General features: G+C 52.4%; 17 protein-coding genes. 10 read left to right on the top strand and 7 right to left on the bottom strand.

What is annotated here, in order from left to right; all coding sequences use genetic code 11:
- Positions 1-241: 241 nt before the first annotated feature.
- Entirely contained in the window at positions 242-1,339 is a 1,098-nt protein-coding gene (locus tag NXS97_RS13575) for a glycosyltransferase (RefSeq protein ID WP_014594900.1), read from the top strand.
- A 155-nt stretch (positions 1,340-1,494) separates the two neighbouring features.
- Here the strand turns inward: NXS97_RS13575 and NXS97_RS13570 are convergent, their stop codons facing one another.
- Positions 1,495-2,517, bottom strand: a complete 1,023-nt coding sequence (locus NXS97_RS13570) for a glycosyltransferase family 9 protein (protein WP_041457864.1) — start codon at positions 2,515-2,517, stop codon at positions 1,495-1,497.
- A gap of 175 nt (positions 2,518-2,692) precedes the next feature.
- Between NXS97_RS13570 and NXS97_RS13565 the strand changes: the two genes are divergently transcribed.
- From NXS97_RS13565 to coaD, 6 genes are all read left to right on the top strand, one after another.
- Positions 2,693-3,682: a glycosyltransferase gene (locus NXS97_RS13565; RefSeq protein ID WP_013027731.1), complete on the top strand. Its 990-nt coding sequence runs from the start codon at positions 2,693-2,695 to the stop codon at positions 3,680-3,682.
- A 73-nt stretch (positions 3,683-3,755) separates the two neighbouring features.
- Positions 3,756-4,832 (top strand): putative lipopolysaccharide heptosyltransferase III, encoded by a 1,077-nt coding sequence (gene rfaQ / locus NXS97_RS13560; RefSeq protein WP_019105394.1) that lies wholly within the window; start codon positions 3,756-3,758, stop codon positions 4,830-4,832.
- Entirely contained in the window at positions 4,825-5,961 is a 1,137-nt protein-coding gene (locus NXS97_RS13555) for a glycosyltransferase family 4 protein (protein ID WP_013027733.1), read from the top strand. Before rfaQ ends, NXS97_RS13555 begins: the two co-directional genes overlap by 8 nt.
- A 90-nt stretch (positions 5,962-6,051) precedes the next feature.
- Positions 6,052-7,326 carry a lipid IV(A) 3-deoxy-D-manno-octulosonic acid transferase gene (gene waaA / locus NXS97_RS13550; protein ID WP_013027734.1) on the top strand — a complete coding sequence of 425 codons (1,275 nt, stop codon included), beginning with the start codon at positions 6,052-6,054 and terminating at the stop codon, positions 7,324-7,326.
- A complete protein-coding gene (locus NXS97_RS13545) occupies positions 7,326-8,105 on the top strand; it encodes a glycosyltransferase family 2 protein (protein ID WP_015699302.1) in 780 nt (259 codons plus the stop codon). Before waaA ends, NXS97_RS13545 begins: the two co-directional genes overlap by 1 nt.
- Positions 8,102-8,581, top strand: coding sequence for a pantetheine-phosphate adenylyltransferase (coaD, locus tag NXS97_RS13540; protein WP_014604743.1), 480 nt, complete (start codon positions 8,102-8,104; stop codon positions 8,579-8,581). Before NXS97_RS13545 ends, coaD begins: the two co-directional genes overlap by 4 nt.
- On the opposite strand, the gene mutM is transcribed toward coaD, so the two are convergent.
- The 4 genes from mutM to radC all read right to left on the bottom strand — a co-directional run bounded on the left by mutM (position 8,578) and on the right by radC (position 10,806).
- Positions 8,578-9,387 (bottom strand): bifunctional DNA-formamidopyrimidine glycosylase/DNA-(apurinic or apyrimidinic site) lyase, encoded by an 810-nt coding sequence (mutM, locus tag NXS97_RS13535; protein WP_019105393.1) that lies wholly within the window; start codon positions 9,385-9,387, stop codon positions 8,578-8,580. The genes coaD and mutM overlap by 4 nt on opposite strands.
- A 69-nt stretch (positions 9,388-9,456) precedes the next feature.
- Positions 9,457-9,624 carry a 50S ribosomal protein L33 gene (rpmG, locus tag NXS97_RS13530; RefSeq protein ID WP_001051798.1) on the bottom strand — a complete coding sequence of 56 codons (168 nt, stop codon included), beginning with the start codon at positions 9,622-9,624 and terminating at the stop codon, positions 9,457-9,459.
- Positions 9,625-9,644: 20 nt separating this feature from the next.
- Positions 9,645-9,881: a 50S ribosomal protein L28 gene (gene rpmB / locus NXS97_RS13525; protein WP_006121249.1), complete on the bottom strand. Its 237-nt coding sequence runs from the start codon at positions 9,879-9,881 to the stop codon at positions 9,645-9,647.
- Positions 9,882-10,119: 238 nt separating this feature from the next.
- Positions 10,120-10,806, bottom strand: a complete 687-nt coding sequence (radC, locus tag NXS97_RS13520; RefSeq protein WP_013027738.1) for a DNA repair protein RadC — start codon at positions 10,804-10,806, stop codon at positions 10,120-10,122.
- Between the two features lie 150 nt (positions 10,807-10,956).
- Here radC and coaBC point away from each other — a divergent pair, with 150 nt between their 5' ends.
- From coaBC to slmA, 3 genes are all read left to right on the top strand, one after another.
- Complete coding sequence (gene coaBC, locus NXS97_RS13515) at positions 10,957-12,177, top strand: bifunctional phosphopantothenoylcysteine decarboxylase/phosphopantothenate--cysteine ligase CoaBC (RefSeq protein WP_014604740.1); 1,221 nt, start codon at positions 10,957-10,959, stop codon at positions 12,175-12,177.
- A complete protein-coding gene (dut, locus tag NXS97_RS13510; RefSeq protein ID WP_014333008.1) occupies positions 12,155-12,613 on the top strand; it encodes a dUTP diphosphatase in 459 nt (152 codons plus the stop codon). Before coaBC ends, dut begins: the two co-directional genes overlap by 23 nt.
- Before the next feature lie 120 nt (positions 12,614-12,733).
- Entirely contained in the window at positions 12,734-13,330 is a 597-nt protein-coding gene (slmA, locus tag NXS97_RS13505; RefSeq protein WP_013027741.1) for a nucleoid occlusion factor SlmA, read from the top strand.
- 28 nt (positions 13,331-13,358) lie between these two features.
- Here the strand turns inward: slmA and pyrE are convergent, their stop codons facing one another.
- On the bottom strand, positions 13,359-14,000 hold the full coding sequence (gene pyrE / locus NXS97_RS13500) for an orotate phosphoribosyltransferase (RefSeq protein ID WP_116220170.1): 642 nt from the start codon (positions 13,998-14,000) through the stop codon (positions 13,359-13,361).
- Positions 14,001-14,048: 48 nt separating this feature from the next.
- Positions 14,049-14,765, bottom strand: coding sequence for a ribonuclease PH (rph, locus tag NXS97_RS13495; RefSeq protein WP_116220169.1), 717 nt, complete (start codon positions 14,763-14,765; stop codon positions 14,049-14,051).
- Positions 14,766-14,838 lie beyond the last annotated feature (73 nt).

Raw genomic sequence — 14,838 nt, 5'->3', positions numbered from 1 at the left:
GGTTTTTATTCGTAGTCATCAATGGCCTGATAACCTAAGATAATTCCCGTAGTCAGCGGGGCCTTTATTTTGTAACGCCTTGAATAAAATAGCGTTGTGGTGTTTTCCCTATTGAAAAACTGCGTTAGATCCCCACTATTTTGCTCTGTTATGGCGAGTTTACTGCCGTGCGCTTTATGCTTTAGGCCATTCACAGTGCTGGCGGCGTCTTTGAGGTGATAATTTGTCCAAGCGTATTTTGATGATAATAGACGGGCTGCCTGGTGGCGGCGCTGAAAAAGTAGTACTGACCCTGGCACAGGGCCTGATTAACAGTGGACATCAGGTATCACTTTTTTCTTTGCGTAACGTCTGTGATTATTCCCTTCCGTCAGGGCTTGATTACCAGGTGATTGAAGACCGTTGTCGCAGTCCATGGCGTAAGCTTACCGAAACATCTCGTCGCGCCGCGCTCCTGGATAAAGCCGTCCGTTACAGTGAAACCCGCCAAGGCAAATTTGATCTTGTGCTGTCTCATCTGCATAAAACGGACCGAATAGTGTCTTCTTCGCGTGCTCTCGATCCGCTCAGGACCTGGTATTGCATTCATGGCATTTTTTCTGCCTCTTATCTCGCTCGCAAATCGGGTTTTTCATTATGGCTCAAGCGACAGAAAATACGTCATGTCTATCGCCATCGCCAGGTGATCGCGGTTTCCCAATATGCTCTTGATGACTTGATCAACCATATTGGCGTAAAAGCATCGCGAACGGATGTTATCTTTAACCCTTTTGATTTCAATGAAATCAAAAGGCTCTCACTGGAACCCTGCCCACTGGCAGGTGAGGATTTCCTTGTTCATGTTGGCCGTTTCCATGAAACTAAACGCCATGACCGCCTGTTGGAAGCTTATGCGCAAAGTGGCATTCAGGCTCCTTTAATCTTACTGGGACAGGGCAGTCCTGCTATGAAAGAAAAACTGTATCGTTTATCGGAACAGCTGGGCGTTTCAGATCGCGTGCGCTTTGAAGGCTTTCAGCGTAATCCCTATCCCTGGATACATCATGCACGGATGTTGATTTTGAGTTCTGACAGTGAAGGCTTTGGCAATGTTTTGATCGAAGCAATGAGCTGCGGAACACCTGTAGTGAGTACACGTTGCCCCGGCGGGCCCGCGAGTATTTTGACGGGTGACCTGAGTCGCGGGCTGTCTGAGATGAATGCAACCTCACTGGCGGAAAAGATGCGAGAGATTTACGATAACCCGCCTGATTTGCATCAACTTGACCTGAGTATCTACAGCCTCTCCGTTATCTGTCAGCGATACTTGCAGTTGGCAGATTTCCGAGCGTCCAAATGAATGCATGTTGACCGCTCATAGCATCAATCAGTCGTTCCCATGAACCGATAAGCAGATCAAGGGAACGGCACGTTTTAAGCGTTGTTCTTCAGGTAATTGACATCGTTTAGCCAGAAATTTTCGGAAAATAATTGAGCGTGTCACGTAGTAGCCACTCAAGAGATGTCCTTAAGCTGCAGCCACGCACTCATCACCTCTTGAGGAGTAACGTCGTTACATTCACCAGAAGGTGTCTGCAAAATCCTGTACTCACCAGACCATGGATGCCACCCAGGCGCATCCGTATCGCCAAAAAACACCACCTGCTTTTTATGCAAACCCGCCGCGATATGCATTTGGCCACCATCGCTACACAGAATTTGGTCACAACAACTAAAACCCGCCATTAGATCACGCACTGATGTGGTAGTGTAAGCCGCCACTCGTGAAGAATTGACCAGTTGCATGAGTTGCTCGGCTCGGGCGTCATCACCCCGATCATCCGGCCCCAGCGCTCCCTGCGGCGACCAAAAGATCAGCACACGGGCTTGCGCATCTTCTAACAGATGACGAATAAAAACAGCATACTTTTCTATATCCCAGCGGCGCTTTGGGCTGCGACTACTGATGTGTATACCGTATGTCTGACCCGATACCGTAAACAGTGAATGCACATGCGTTTTAGCCTGTTCATGCTCTCGTGGGGTTAAATAGACTCTGACGGGGGGAACGACGGGCAAATGAGCAGTGAGCGCTGAGAGATACGAGTAAGTGTGTTCGACTTGGTGGTTGCCAGAAAAATCGTCTCTGCCAAAGACTCTTGTCAGCCCGTTATCGGCTTCGCCAGCGCCAATGATGTGGGTTGCGCCCGCCATACGCGCGAGGCGAAGGCTGTATTTACAGGGAACCGGGTTCGCCAGTAACGCCGCATCAAACTTCGTTTTACGTAAAGCCCAAAAGATCTTTAAACGGTGCCAGTAAACGCCAATTGCGGTCTCGTTCTTGCCACGGTGCTTGGCTTTCTTATAGACATGAAGCGCATCGACATGGGGGTTATGCAGTATCACATCCTGCGCCACTTTATTTACCAACAGCGTCAGTTTAGCTTCGGGAAAGGCTGTCTTTATGCCTTCCAGTAACGGTGTGGTACAAACCATATCACCAATGTTGTCGCGCCTTATGACGAGGATATTTTTCATATTGTACCTGGTTATACGTACCTGACCGGACTGGAGCGTACACACGCCATAAAGTTGCGAAAAAATAAATTTCTGCTACATATCAAGGTTTGACCCTAAATGCACAAAAAGTTCTATCGGCATTCGTAATAATGTCGGCGGAAATCCGTCTCTTTTCACTTGAAGTTATGCTGCTGTGTCACAAAATTCGCCTTTACTATCGATAATCACACCAATGTTTAACGCTGGTGCCATGTTTGAGACATTTATTCAGTCTTTACTGGCTCAGACGCTGACATCTCTGGAAATCATCCTTGTCGATGATGGATCGACTGACGGCTCGGGTGAGAGGGCGGATGACTACGCACAACGTCATCCTCATATCCGGGTCATTCACCAACCTAATGGTGGTGTATCACGTGCACGCAATGCCGGGCTGGCTGTTGCATCCGGTAAGTACGTAACCTTTCCAGACGCTGATGACACCATGAAGCCAGAGATGTATCAGACACTGGTCGATATGGCAGAGGCAGACGATCTCGATGTGGCGCAATGCAATGCCGAATGGTTTTTCCAGGCTAGCAATGAAACCCAGCCGTTGATACCGCCTGAACGACTCTCAAGCACATCCGTCCTTAGCGGCCCTGAGTGGCTTAACAAGGCGCTGAAGACTCATCGCTATAAACATGTTGTCTGGCTCGGTATTTACCGACGCGAACTGATTGAAAAACTGAAGCTAAATTTTGAACCCGGCCTGCACCATCAGGATATTCCGTGGACCACAGAGTTCATGCTGAATGTAAAACGCGCGCGCTATACCGATAAACAGCTGTATCGCTACTATCTGCACGATGCTTCAATCAGCAACCGCAAGCGGACCGGCCTGCGTAACGTTGAATATCAGCGTCACTATCTGAAAATTGCGCAAATGCTGGAGTCAATTAACAGCCGCTATCGCCATAAGGTAAAAATTTATCCGGCCTTTCACTATCAGATTACTTACGAAGCCCTGAGCGTCTGTCACAGTATCCGACGCGAACCGGACGAATCAGCGCGACAGGCGATGATTGCCGATATCTTCGCGACCCAGACACACACGCGTATGCTGCGTAATGCGCGCGGTGTAAAACAGTGGTATCACCTGCTGCTATGGCTGGGTCGAATTTATTACTGGCGCAGGAAATAAGCGGCGTCACTTGCTTTAACCTCAAAAGGGTTTGCCCTACAATCGGCTCACTGAATTCTGAGAGCATTTGAGTATGACAAGCCCGATTCCAGTCCAGTTTGCACCCAAAAAAATTCTGTTAATCAAACTACGTCATCACGGCGACATGCTGCTGACTACGCCTGTCATCAATGCTTTGCATCAGCATTATCCGCAGGCCAGCATTGATGTCCTGCTCTACAAAGAAACCCGGCCCATGCTGGAAGCACATCCTTCTGTCCGTCATCTGCACATCATCGATCGAAACTGGAAAAAGGAAGGTGGCTGGCAGACGTTTCGCCATGAAGTCGCACTGGTCTCAGCGGTGCGAGCCTGTCATTACGATTTGGTGATTAACCTTGCCGATCAGTGGCGCAGTGCCATTCTCACCGGACTATCTGGTGCGCCGGTACGCATTGGATTCGCGTTTAAAAAGCGTGATAACGCCTTCTGGCGCGGGTGCCACAATCATTTGGTTACCACAGAAAATCATGAGCGCTTACATACGGTTGAACAGAATCTTTCCGCTCTGTCACCGCTGCAGATTTCAGCCGACGGTGCCAGAGCCTCGATGCACTTCAGCCCGGACGATGCGTTAAAAGTGCAGAATATGCTGCTTCAGCAGCAGGTGAAGCCCCCTTATATCGTGCTGCAGCCTACCTCCCGCTGGCAGTTCAAATGCTGGGAGGAAGACAAGGTTGCAGCCACTATCGACCAGCTGGCTCAAGCCGACCGAAAAGTCATCCTGACAGCAGGACCGGATGATAGTGAGCTGGCGATGGTTGAGCGGATTCTGGCGCAGTGCCAGTCTCCGCATGTTATCTCGCTGGCAGGCAAACTCTCTCTGCCACAACTGGCTGCACTGATTGCTTGCGCTCAGCTCTTTATCGGCGTTGACTCAGCCCCGATGCACATGGCCGCCGCGCTCGACACGCCCTGCATTGCGCTTTTCGGCCCGACAAAACTGCAGCACTGGCGCCCCTGGGGTGACAACAATCGGGTCATCTGGGCTGGTGACTATGGCCCCCTTCCTTCTCCGGATTCCATTGATACTCGTACCGAACAACGTTACTTGTCCGTTATCCCGGTTGAGGATGTCGTTACCGCAGCAAGGAGCTATCTAAATGAGTAAGTTACGCCTGGCGATTGTCCGGCAGAAATACCGCCCTGATGGCGGGGCCGAACGCTTTATTTCACGCGCGCTGGAAGCCCTGGGTAGCGAAAAACTGGATCTCAATATCATCACCCGAAGCTGGGAAGGAAAGCCCAACCCGGACTGGCACCTGCATATCTGCAATCCAGGGAAACTGGGACGGGTTTCACGTGAACGCGGTTTTGCCCACGCGGCGCGGGCCTGCTGGGAACGTGAAAAGTTCGATATTGTTCAAAGCCATGAGCGTATCGCTGGTTGTGACATCTTTCGGGCAGGCGATGGCGTTCATCGTGTCTGGCTTGAACAACGGGCACGTATTGTTTCGCCCCTGCAGCGTCTTAGCGCCAGCCTCAGCCCATATCATCGCTATGTTCTGCAGGCAGAAGCCGATATGTTTAACTCCCCCGCACTGAAAGCGGTGATATGTAATTCTGAGATGGTAAAAAAAGACATCCTGCGCTGCTTCGCACTGCAGGCTGACAAAATACATGTCATTCACAACGCCATTGATTCAACGCGCTTTCAACCTGCGACAGAGGCCGCCCGCCATGCGGTTCGGACACAGCTGAACCTGCCCGCTAACGCGACTGTTCTGATCTATGTGGGTTCGGGATTTGAACGTAAGGGCCTCAAAGCCGCCATTGAAGCGCTGGCCAAAAGTAACCGCTATCTGATCGTGGTCGGCCAGGACAAACAGGCAAAACGTTATCAGCAGTTAGCCAGTCAGCTTCACTGCAGTGAGCGGCTTCGTTTTGTCGGCGTACAGCAGGATGTGCAGCCCTATTACCATGCTGCTGATGGATTGCTTCTGCCCACCCTTTACGATCCTTTTCCCAACGTGGTGCTGGAAGCCATGGCCTGCGGGTTGCCGGTGATCACCAGCACCGGGTGTGGCGGCGCTGAATTTATTCGCGAAGGTCAGGAAGGGTTTGTTCGTGATGCGCTGGATGTAAAAGGACTCAATCAGGCCATTAATGCCCTTTCTGCTTTAACCGTTGACGGCAGAATGGGCGAAGCAGCAAGACGCAGGATTGAACCTTACACGCCGCAAAACCTGGCACATTCACTGAACAGGCTCTATCAGCAGGTCCTGAGTCGCCACGCATGATGTGGGATGAGTGATTATGCTGTTTCTGATAAGATGCTGTATTCTGACTTTAATCTGCTTTTTTGACGCCAACGTGTCATAACGGTAACTATGACGACCATTTACACCGCATTGCTTTATCTCATTCAGCCACTTATTTGGCTGCGCCTGTGGCTGCGCGGTCGTAAAGCTCCTGCCTACCGTAAACGTTGGGCAGAGCGTTATGGCTATTGCGCCGGAAAAGTGAAGCCTGAAGGCATCGTTTTACACTCGGTTTCCGTGGGCGAAACCCTGGCGGCAGTGCCGTTGGTGCGCGCGCTACGTCATCGCTATCCAACGCTACCTATCACCGTCACAACCATGACGCCAACCGGTTCTGAACGTGCGCTCTCTGCTTTTGGCAAAGATGTGCATCATGTTTATTTGCCTTACGATCTCCCCAACGCCATCAATCGCTTTCTTGATACGGTCAATCCACGCCTGGTGATCATTATGGAAACCGAGCTGTGGCCTAACATCATTCGTATCCTGCACCAGCGCCATATTCCCCTGGTGATTGCTAATGCCCGACTTTCCGAACGATCGGCTAAAGGCTATCGCAAGCTTGGCAAGTTCATGCGTAATCTCTTACAAAGTATCACGCTGATCGCCGCACAAAACGCCGAGGACGGTGAGCGGTTTGTGCAACTCGGCCTGAAGCGCTCGCATCTGTCGGTTACCGGCAGCCTGAAGTTTGATATTTCTGTTACGCCCGAGCTGGCCGCAAGAGCAGTAACGCTACGCCGGCAATGGGCACCCCGTCGCCCTGTCTGGATTGCCACCAGCACTCATGAGGGTGAGGAAGCTATCCTGTTGGATACGCACCGTCGCTTATTACAAACCTTTCCGGATTTGCTGCTGATTCTGGTGCCGCGTCACCCGGAGCGTTTTAACGATGCCCGAGAGCTGACGCAGAAGCGCAACTTCAGTTTTACCCTGCGCAGCAGCGGTGAAATCCCATCCGGCTCAACGCAGGTTGTGATTGGCGACTCGATGGGTGAACTGATGTTGCTGTATGGCATTGCCGATCTGGCCTTTGTTGGCGGCAGCCTGGTTGAGCGCGGTGGTCATAACCCGCTCGAACCCGCCGCTCATGCTATTCCTGTGCTTATGGGCCCCCATACCTGGAACTTCAAAGATATTTGTAGCAAGCTGCAACAGGCACAGGGGCTGATTACCGTTACTGATGTCGCATCGCTGGTAAAAGAGGTGACGAACCTGCTGCAGGACGATGATTATCGTCGCTACTACGGACGCCATGCCGTAGAAGTGCTGCATCAAAACCAGGGCGCCCTTCAGCGTTTGCTGCAGTTACTTGAACCACACCTGCCGCCACGAGCCCATTAATGACATCCACTCGCCAACGCCTTTCAGTCGTTATGATTGCCAAAAATGAAGCAGAGCTGCTGCCCGACTGTCTTGCATCAGTGAGCTGGGCCGATGAGATTATCGTGCTGGATTCTGGCAGCACAGACGACACGATGGCGCTGGCCCGGGCAGCAGGCGCGCAGGTTTTTCAGGCGACGGAATGGCAGGGCTACGGCAAACAGCGCCAGCGGGCGCAGAGTTTTGCCAGTTGCGACATGATTTTAATGATCGACGCCGATGAGCGAGTCACGCCAGAGTTACGTCAGGCCATTGAACGGGTGCTCGAGGCCCCGCCAGGCGACACCGTTTACAGCTTCAGCCGCAGTAATCTTTTTTTGGGGCGATTCATGCGCCACAGCGGCTGGTACCCTGATCGAGTGATGCGTCTTTACCCACGTACGTTAAGCTATAACGATAACAGCGTGCATGAGTCACTCAACACCGAAGGCGCCTCCGTGCAGGCCCTCAAAGGCGATTTACAACACCTGACCTGTCGTAACCTGATGGCTTTCCAGCGTAAGCAGCTGGCCTATGCGGAGGCCTGGGCACAGGAACGATTTCAGCGCGGAAAAACCTGCAGCCTGTTTTCGGTCTTCAGTCATGCGCTCGGCGCCTTCGCGAAAACGCTGCTGCTGCGTGCCGGCTTTCTTGATGGTAAACAGGGTTGGCTGCTGGCGGTCGTCAATGCCCAGTACACCTTCAACAAATATGCAGCGCTATGGGCGCTGACACATGCTTCGGCGAAAGGGCGCACATGACCACGAAAGCTATTTATCCAGGCACCTTCGATCCCATCACATTAGGCCACATCGATATTGTGACGCGTGCTGCGCAGATGTTTGACCGACTGGTCGTAGCCATTGCCGCCAGCCCGAGCAAAAAGCCCTTATTCACGCTTGATGAAAGAGTTGCGCTGGCGCGTCAGGCGACCGCGCATCTGGCGAACGTTGAGGTGACAGGTTTCAGCGATCTGATGGCGAACTTTGCCCGCACTCAGCAGGCAAACATTCTGGTGCGCGGATTGCGTGCCGTGTCGGATTTTGAATATGAGACACAGCTGGCGCGTATGAACCGGCATTTGCTGCCGACGCTGGAAAGTGTGTTTTTGATGCCATCGGAAAACTTTTCTTTTATCTCTTCTACCCTGGTAAAAGAAGTGGCGCGGCACGGCGGCGACGTCTCGGCCTTCCTGCCCGCGCCTGTCCACCAGGCTCTGCTGGCAAAACTGCCTTAGTGTTGACAGTTGGGGCACCAGTAAGTACTGCGTTGCCCATGCTTGCCACTGACAATCGGTGTGCCACATGCTCTGCAGGGCTCTCCCGCGCGACCATAAACCTGTAGCTCTTGTGCAAAATAGCCCGGTTTGCCATCACTTTGTAAAAAGTCGCGTAATGTTGTTCCGCCCTGCTCGATTGAGCGCAGCAGTACCGCTTTGATGGTATTCGCTAATATCGCCGCATCTTCATGGGAAAGGCTCATTGCGGGTCGATCAGGAATGATCCCTGCCGTAAACAGTGACTCACTCGCATAGATGTTACCCACGCCAACGACAATTTTATTGTCCATTAGCCACTGCTTAATCACCGTTCGCTTTCCGCGGGATTTTTCAAACAGATAGTCACCACTGAACGCTTCACTCAGCGGCTCTGGGCCGAGGTGTGCCAGTACGCTACTGCCGGCCAGGTCGCTGCTCCACAGCCAGGCGCCAAAACGCCGGGGATCGGTATAGCGCAGGACTTTACCGTTGCTCATGACCAGGTCGACATGATCGTGTTTGGCTGCGGGCAACTCTTCTGAAAGGACACGTAAACTGCCTGACATACCCAGGTGGATAATAATCCAGCCGTGCGGCAATTCGAGTAAAAGGTATTTGGCACGACGTTGAACGCTCAGCACAGGCTGATCGCTTAACGCCAGGATTTCTTGTGACACTGGCCAACGCAAACGCGCATTGCGCACGACTGCGTGAAGAATTGTCTGACCAACCAGATGTGGCTCAATGCCGCGTCGGCTGGTTTCTACCTCTGGCAACTCAGGCATAACCTCTCCCCTGCGCATTACACAAACAAAAAACCCGGCCTGAGCCGGGTTTTTTGCAGAAAACCAAAATTACTTAATTTTGGCTTCTTTGTAGATCACATGCTGACGTACAACCGGATCGAACTTTTTCAGTTCAAGTTTCTCTGGTTTAGTACGTTTGTTCTTCGTGGTGGTATAGAAGTGACCTGTACCAGCAGAGGAAACCAGCTTGATCTTCTCACGAATACCTTTAGCCATGATTCAGTTCCTTAGTACTCTTAGTACTTCTCACCACGGGCACGCATGTCGGCTAACACCGTATCAATGCCCTTTTTATCAATAATACGCATACCTTTTACAGATACACGCAGAGTAACGAAGCGCTTCTCGCTCTCAACCCAAAAACGGTGTGAGTGCAGGTTCGGAAGGAAACGGCGTTTCGTCGCGTTCATTGCGTGGGAACGGTTGTTACCGGTCACCGGACGCTTTCCAGTTACCTGGCAGACTCGTGACATGTCTATTCTCCAAAAATCAAATCAGCTCGAGCTTTAAAAATTAGGTTTTGGCCGCCTCGTCAGGCTTACAGCCCGCCAGGCGAGTTCCATGGAACCCGCTAAGCTGGCCTAACCGCCAAACCCGAGATTCTCAAAGGTGGCGTAGTATACGCCGCTCGGCCCAAGTGCTCAAGTCCCGAACAGATAAAGATCCCGAATGATCGTGTAAAAATCCGCCACCTGGACCAGATTTTCAGGCTCAGAGCCATCCCCGCTCGGTAAATGAGACCGATTCACCCCGTCCAATCACTAAATGATCGAGCACGCGAATATTGACCAGCCGACAAGCTTCGCAGATTTTAACGGTAATGTCGCGGTCAGCCTGACTCGGTTCGGCTCTTCCTGACGGATGATTGTGTGCGATGATTAACGCTGCGGCATTAATTTTAAGCGCCTCGCGCACAATTTCGCGCGGATGCACTTCCACACTGTTAATCGAGCCTGAGAACATTTGCCGGGCGGTTATCACCCTGTGTTGATTATCCAGAAACATCACGATGAAAATCTCACGTTCCTGCTCTGCTAACAGCGTTTGCAGATACTGGCGTGTCGCAAGCGGGCTGTCGAGGGTATTTTCACGGGCCAACTGGCTGGCGAAAAACCGTTTAGCCAGCTCAGCAACGGCACGTAGCTGAATTAGCTTAATTTCCCCCGCCCCTTTGATTCCTTTGAAATCCTCCGCACTGGCGTTCACGATGTTGTAAAGCGACCCCAGCTCTTGCAACATCTGCTGCGCCAGCTTCATCACCGGTACGCCTCTTGAACCCGTACGTAAAAAGATGGCCAGCAGTTCTGCATCGCTTAATGCATCTGCGCCCAGTCGCTTGAGTTTTTCCCGTGGTAGAAAATGATTCATTGCTGCTCTCCCTGTCGCCCCCTGTATCATCCTCTGGCAGTTAACACGCGACCAGTGAGCAAATGTGATTCTTCGGCACTTCTCGCAAACGCAGCCTTTGAACAGGTGACGGCAAGGTTTTGTGATAAAATTCGCCCATTCCGCCGTGGCTGTACGGCAACTGAAAACGAGGTCAACTGCATGATGGGATTAGCCGGTAAAAAAGTGCTTTTAGGCGTAAGCGGTGGCATCGCAGCCTATAAAACCCCCGAGCTGGTGCGCCGTCTGCGCGATCGCGGTGCCGATGTGCGCGTGATGATGACCCATGCAGCAAAAGCGTTTATTACGCCCCTCAGCCTCCAGGCCGTATCGGGCTACCCGGTAATGGACGATCTGCTCGACCCGGCAGCAGAGGCCGCCATGGGCCATATTGAGCTGGCCAAATGGGCCGATCTGATTCTGCTGGCACCCGCATCCGCGGATTTAATCGCGCGCGTCACAGCCGGTATGGCGAACGATTTAGTGACAACCGCCGTGTTGGCTACCGCGTCGCCTGTCGCGATTGTGCCGGCGATGAATCAACAGATGTACCGCGCCGCCATCACGCAAACGAACCTGACGACGCTCCAGGCGCGCGGCGTATTCATCTGGGGGCCTGACAGCGGCAGCCAGGCATGCGGCGATGTCGGGCCGGGCCGCATGCTCGACCCACTGGCTATCGTTGACCATGCGGTTCAGTGGGCCAGCCCCGTCAACGATCTGCAACATCTCAACATTATGATTACCGCCGGCCCGACTCGTGAAGCCCTCGATCCCGTGCGCTATATCAGCAACCACAGCTCAGGAAAAATGGGTTTTGCCATTGCGGCCGCGGCCGCCAGACGCGGTGCCAGCGTCACACTGATTAGTGGCCCGGTTAGCTTAGCAACGCCCGTGGGCGTTAAGCGGGTGGATGTAACGTCGGCACGGGAGATGCAGTCTGCGGTGATGGATGAGATAAATAAACAACATATTTTCATTGCAAGCGCAGCCGTGGCAGACTACCGGGCAGCCGACATTGCGGATGAGAAAATCAAGAAACAGGATGACGATGATAATGTCACCCTGCAGCTCATTAAAAATCCCGATATCGTCGCGGGCGTTGCCGCATTAACGCAGGGCCGGCCTTTTGTGGTTGGATTTGCGGCTGAAACCCAGAATGTGGAAGAATACGCCCGAAAAAAACGCGCGCGTAAAAAGCTGGACCTGATCTGTGCTAACGACGTGTCGAAAGCTGGACAAGGGTTCAATAGCGACACCAATGCTCTTCACCTTTTTTGGCAGGAAGGAGAAAAGACCTTACCGCTCAGCGATAAGTCACTCCTTGGTCAACTTTTAATAGACGAGATTGTCAGCCGTTATGATGAAAAAAATAGACGTTAAAATTCTGGATGCGCGCGTCGGCAAAGATTTTCCATTGCCGACCTATGCGACACCGGGTTCCGCTGGGTTAGATCTTCGTGCCTGTATTGATGACGTGATGGAAATCGCCCCCGGGACTACAACATTAATCCCTACTGGCCTGGCTATCCATATTGCCGATCCGAGCCTTGCTGCTGTCATCCTCCCACGCTCAGGACTGGGCCATAAACATGGCATCGTACTGGGTAACCTGGTGGGGCTTATTGATGCCGATTATCAGGGTCAACTGATGGTATCGGTATGGAATCGGGGTCAGGAAAGCTTTACGCTACAGCCGGGCGACCGCATGGCCCAGCTGGTTTTTGTTCCTGTCGTTCAGGCCGAATTCAATCTGGTAGAAGAGTTTGATGCCAGCTTGCGCGGTGAAGGCGGCTTCGGTCACTCAGGTCGTCAGTAACCAGCACTACCTATTTTCACTTACGCTCATCATTTTATTTCTCATCGCCATAGGTGTTTATCTTGTGGCTGATGCGTAGGTGTTGCCTGTTTATGGTGAAATTCAGGGGTTTTTAAGGGCATGGCAGAAAAAAAAGTCGTAAAGCGGAATCGTCGCGAAGAGATTTTGCAGGCGCTGGCGCAGATGCTTGAGTCCAGCGATGGCAGCCAACGAATCACTACCGCGAAGCTCGCGGCCAACGTCGGTGTTTCGGAAGCGGCGCTGTATCGTCATTTTCCCAGCAAAACACGGATGTTTGACAGCCTGATCGAATTTATTGAAGACAGTCTGATTACCCGCATCAATCTCATTCTTAAAGATGAAAAAGAAACAATGGCGCGCCTGCGTCTTATTGTGCAGCTGATTCTGGGGTTTGGTGAGCGTAATCCGGGGTTGACACGTATTTTAACGGGTCACGCGCTGATGTTTGAACAGGATCGTTTACAAGGGCGCATTAACCAGCTGTTTGAGCGCATTGAAGTCCAGCTACGTCAGGTGATGCGTGAGCGGAAAATGCGAGAGGGTGAAGGCTTTCAAACCGATGAAGCATTATTAGCCAGTCAGCTACTGGCTCTGTGTGAAGGATTACTGTCGCGTTACGTTCGCTCGGAGTTCCGCTTTAGTCCCACCGCTGACTTTGACACCCGCTGGCCGCTGATTGCGGCACAGCTGGTGTAACAGGCAGGCGGGCAGCGCCCGCCTGTAATCAGACGCCGTACGCTTTTTGATACGCACGCACCTGCGCTAAATGATCGGCCATATGCGTTTTTTCAGCCAGATAGTCGATCAGGTCGTTGAGCGTGATAATGGCGGTAACCTTGCAGGAATAGTCACGTTCCACTTCCTGAATAGCGGAAAGCTCTCCCCGGCCACGCTCCTGACGATCCAGTGAAATCATGACGCCAGCCAGACTCGCATCATGGGCATTAATGATATCCATCGACTCGCGGATTGCCGTGCCTGCCGTGATAACGTCATCGACCAACATAACTTTACCCTGTAGCGGGCTTCCCACCAGCAGACCGCCCTCACCGTGATCTTTCGCCTCTTTACGGTTAAAGCAGTAAGGCACATCCCGGTCATGATGATCGGCTAAGGCAACCGCTGTCGTGGTCGCAATAGGAATCCCTTTATAAGCGGGCCCGAACAGCAAATCGAAATCCACGCCGCTGTCCACTAACGCCTGCGCATAGAAACGCCCCAGCAGCGCTAAGTCTTGCCCGCTGTTAAACAGACCGGCATTAAAGAAATAGGGACTTTTACGACCAGATTTTAACGTAAACTCACCAAATTTAAGCACCTGCTTATTCAGTGCGAATTCAATAAACTGCCGCTGCCAGGCTTTCATGTCTTACTCCTCAGATAAAAAAAGGCGACTCTGCGGTCGCCTGTTACTTTATTTTTCCAACGCCGCTTTTTGCGCCTGAATTAACTCTTCGATGCCGCCGCGGGCCAGCGCCAGCAGTGCCAGCAACTCTTCATGGCTGAAAGGTTCGCCTTCCGCCGTGCCCTGCACCTCGATCATACGGCCGTCTTCCATCATCACGACGTTCATATCGGTTTCAGCAGCGGAGTCTTCAACATATTCAAGGTCACACAGGGCTTCACCGTTAACGATGCCCACAGATACCGCCGCGACCATCCCTTTCATCGGGTTCGCTTTGAGCTTACCGCTGCCAACCAGTTTGTTTAGTGCATCCGCCAGTGCCACGCAGGCGCCGGTGATAGATGCGGTACGGGTGCCACCATCAGCCTGGATGACGTCGCAATCAAGCGTAATGGTATATTCACCCAGCACTTTAAGATCGACGGCTGCGCGGAGTGAACGGGCGATCAGACGCTGAATTTCCAGCGTGCGGCCGCCCTGTTTGCCTTTCGCGGCTTCACGTGCCATGCGGCTATGCGTTGAACGCGGCAACATGCCATATTCGGCAGTGACCCAGCCCTGTCCCTGTCCTTTGAGGAAGCGCGGAACACCTTCATCCACCGTGGCAGTGCAGAGCACTTTGGTTTCACCGAATTCCACCAGAACGGAACCTTCTGCGTGTTTAGTGTAATTGCGGGTCAATGTGACTGGACGCACCTGATGTGCGCTACGGCCTGCTGGACGCATGGTTATCTCCGGCTTGCAAATGATTGGCTGCGTATTATACGGACTTCCTGGCCCGCTGTCTCTTGCAGTGGGC

It is taken from the genome of Pantoea sp. B623, from assembly GCF_024814475.1.
GTDB lineage: Bacteria > Pseudomonadota > Gammaproteobacteria > Enterobacterales > Enterobacteriaceae > Pantoea > Pantoea ananatis.
The sequence above is the reverse complement of the archived record's forward strand: the minus strand, read 5'-3'. Positions and strand labels throughout refer to the sequence as shown.

Bases quoted from the DNA above. Each gene is read 5' to 3' on its own strand.
- radC (WP_013027738.1), bottom strand. From the start codon at position 10,806: ATGATACAGGGGGCGACAGGGAGAGCAGCAATGAATCATTTTCTACCA.
- rph (WP_116220169.1), bottom strand. From the start codon at position 14,765: ATGCGTCCAGCAGGCCGTAGCGCACATCAGGTGCGTCCAGTCACATTG.
- waaA (WP_013027734.1), top strand. From the start codon at position 6,052: ATGACGACCATTTACACCGCATTGCTTTATCTCATTCAGCCACTTATT.
- rpmB (WP_006121249.1), bottom strand. From the start codon at position 9,881: ATGTCACGAGTCTGCCAGGTAACTGGAAAGCGTCCGGTGACCGGTAAC.
- coaBC (WP_014604740.1), top strand. From the start codon at position 10,957: ATGATGGGATTAGCCGGTAAAAAAGTGCTTTTAGGCGTAAGCGGTGGC.
- pyrE (WP_116220170.1), bottom strand. From the start codon at position 14,000: ATGAAAGCCTGGCAGCGGCAGTTTATTGAATTCGCACTGAATAAGCAG.
- NXS97_RS13555 (WP_013027733.1), top strand. From the start codon at position 4,825: ATGAGTAAGTTACGCCTGGCGATTGTCCGGCAGAAATACCGCCCTGAT.
- coaD (WP_014604743.1), top strand. From the start codon at position 8,102: ATGACCACGAAAGCTATTTATCCAGGCACCTTCGATCCCATCACATTA.
- rpmG (WP_001051798.1), bottom strand. From the start codon at position 9,624: ATGGCTAAAGGTATTCGTGAGAAGATCAAGCTGGTTTCCTCTGCTGGT.
- NXS97_RS13570 (WP_041457864.1), bottom strand. From the start codon at position 2,517: ATGAAAAATATCCTCGTCATAAGGCGCGACAACATTGGTGATATGGTT.
- slmA (WP_013027741.1), top strand. From the start codon at position 12,734: ATGGCAGAAAAAAAAGTCGTAAAGCGGAATCGTCGCGAAGAGATTTTG.
- rfaQ (WP_019105394.1), top strand. From the start codon at position 3,756: ATGACAAGCCCGATTCCAGTCCAGTTTGCACCCAAAAAAATTCTGTTA.
- NXS97_RS13545 (WP_015699302.1), top strand. From the start codon at position 7,326: ATGACATCCACTCGCCAACGCCTTTCAGTCGTTATGATTGCCAAAAAT.
- NXS97_RS13575 (WP_014594900.1), top strand. From the start codon at position 242: ATGATAATAGACGGGCTGCCTGGTGGCGGCGCTGAAAAAGTAGTACTG.
- dut (WP_014333008.1), top strand. From the start codon at position 12,155: ATGATGAAAAAAATAGACGTTAAAATTCTGGATGCGCGCGTCGGCAAA.
- mutM (WP_019105393.1), bottom strand. From the start codon at position 9,387: ATGCCTGAGTTGCCAGAGGTAGAAACCAGCCGACGCGGCATTGAGCCA.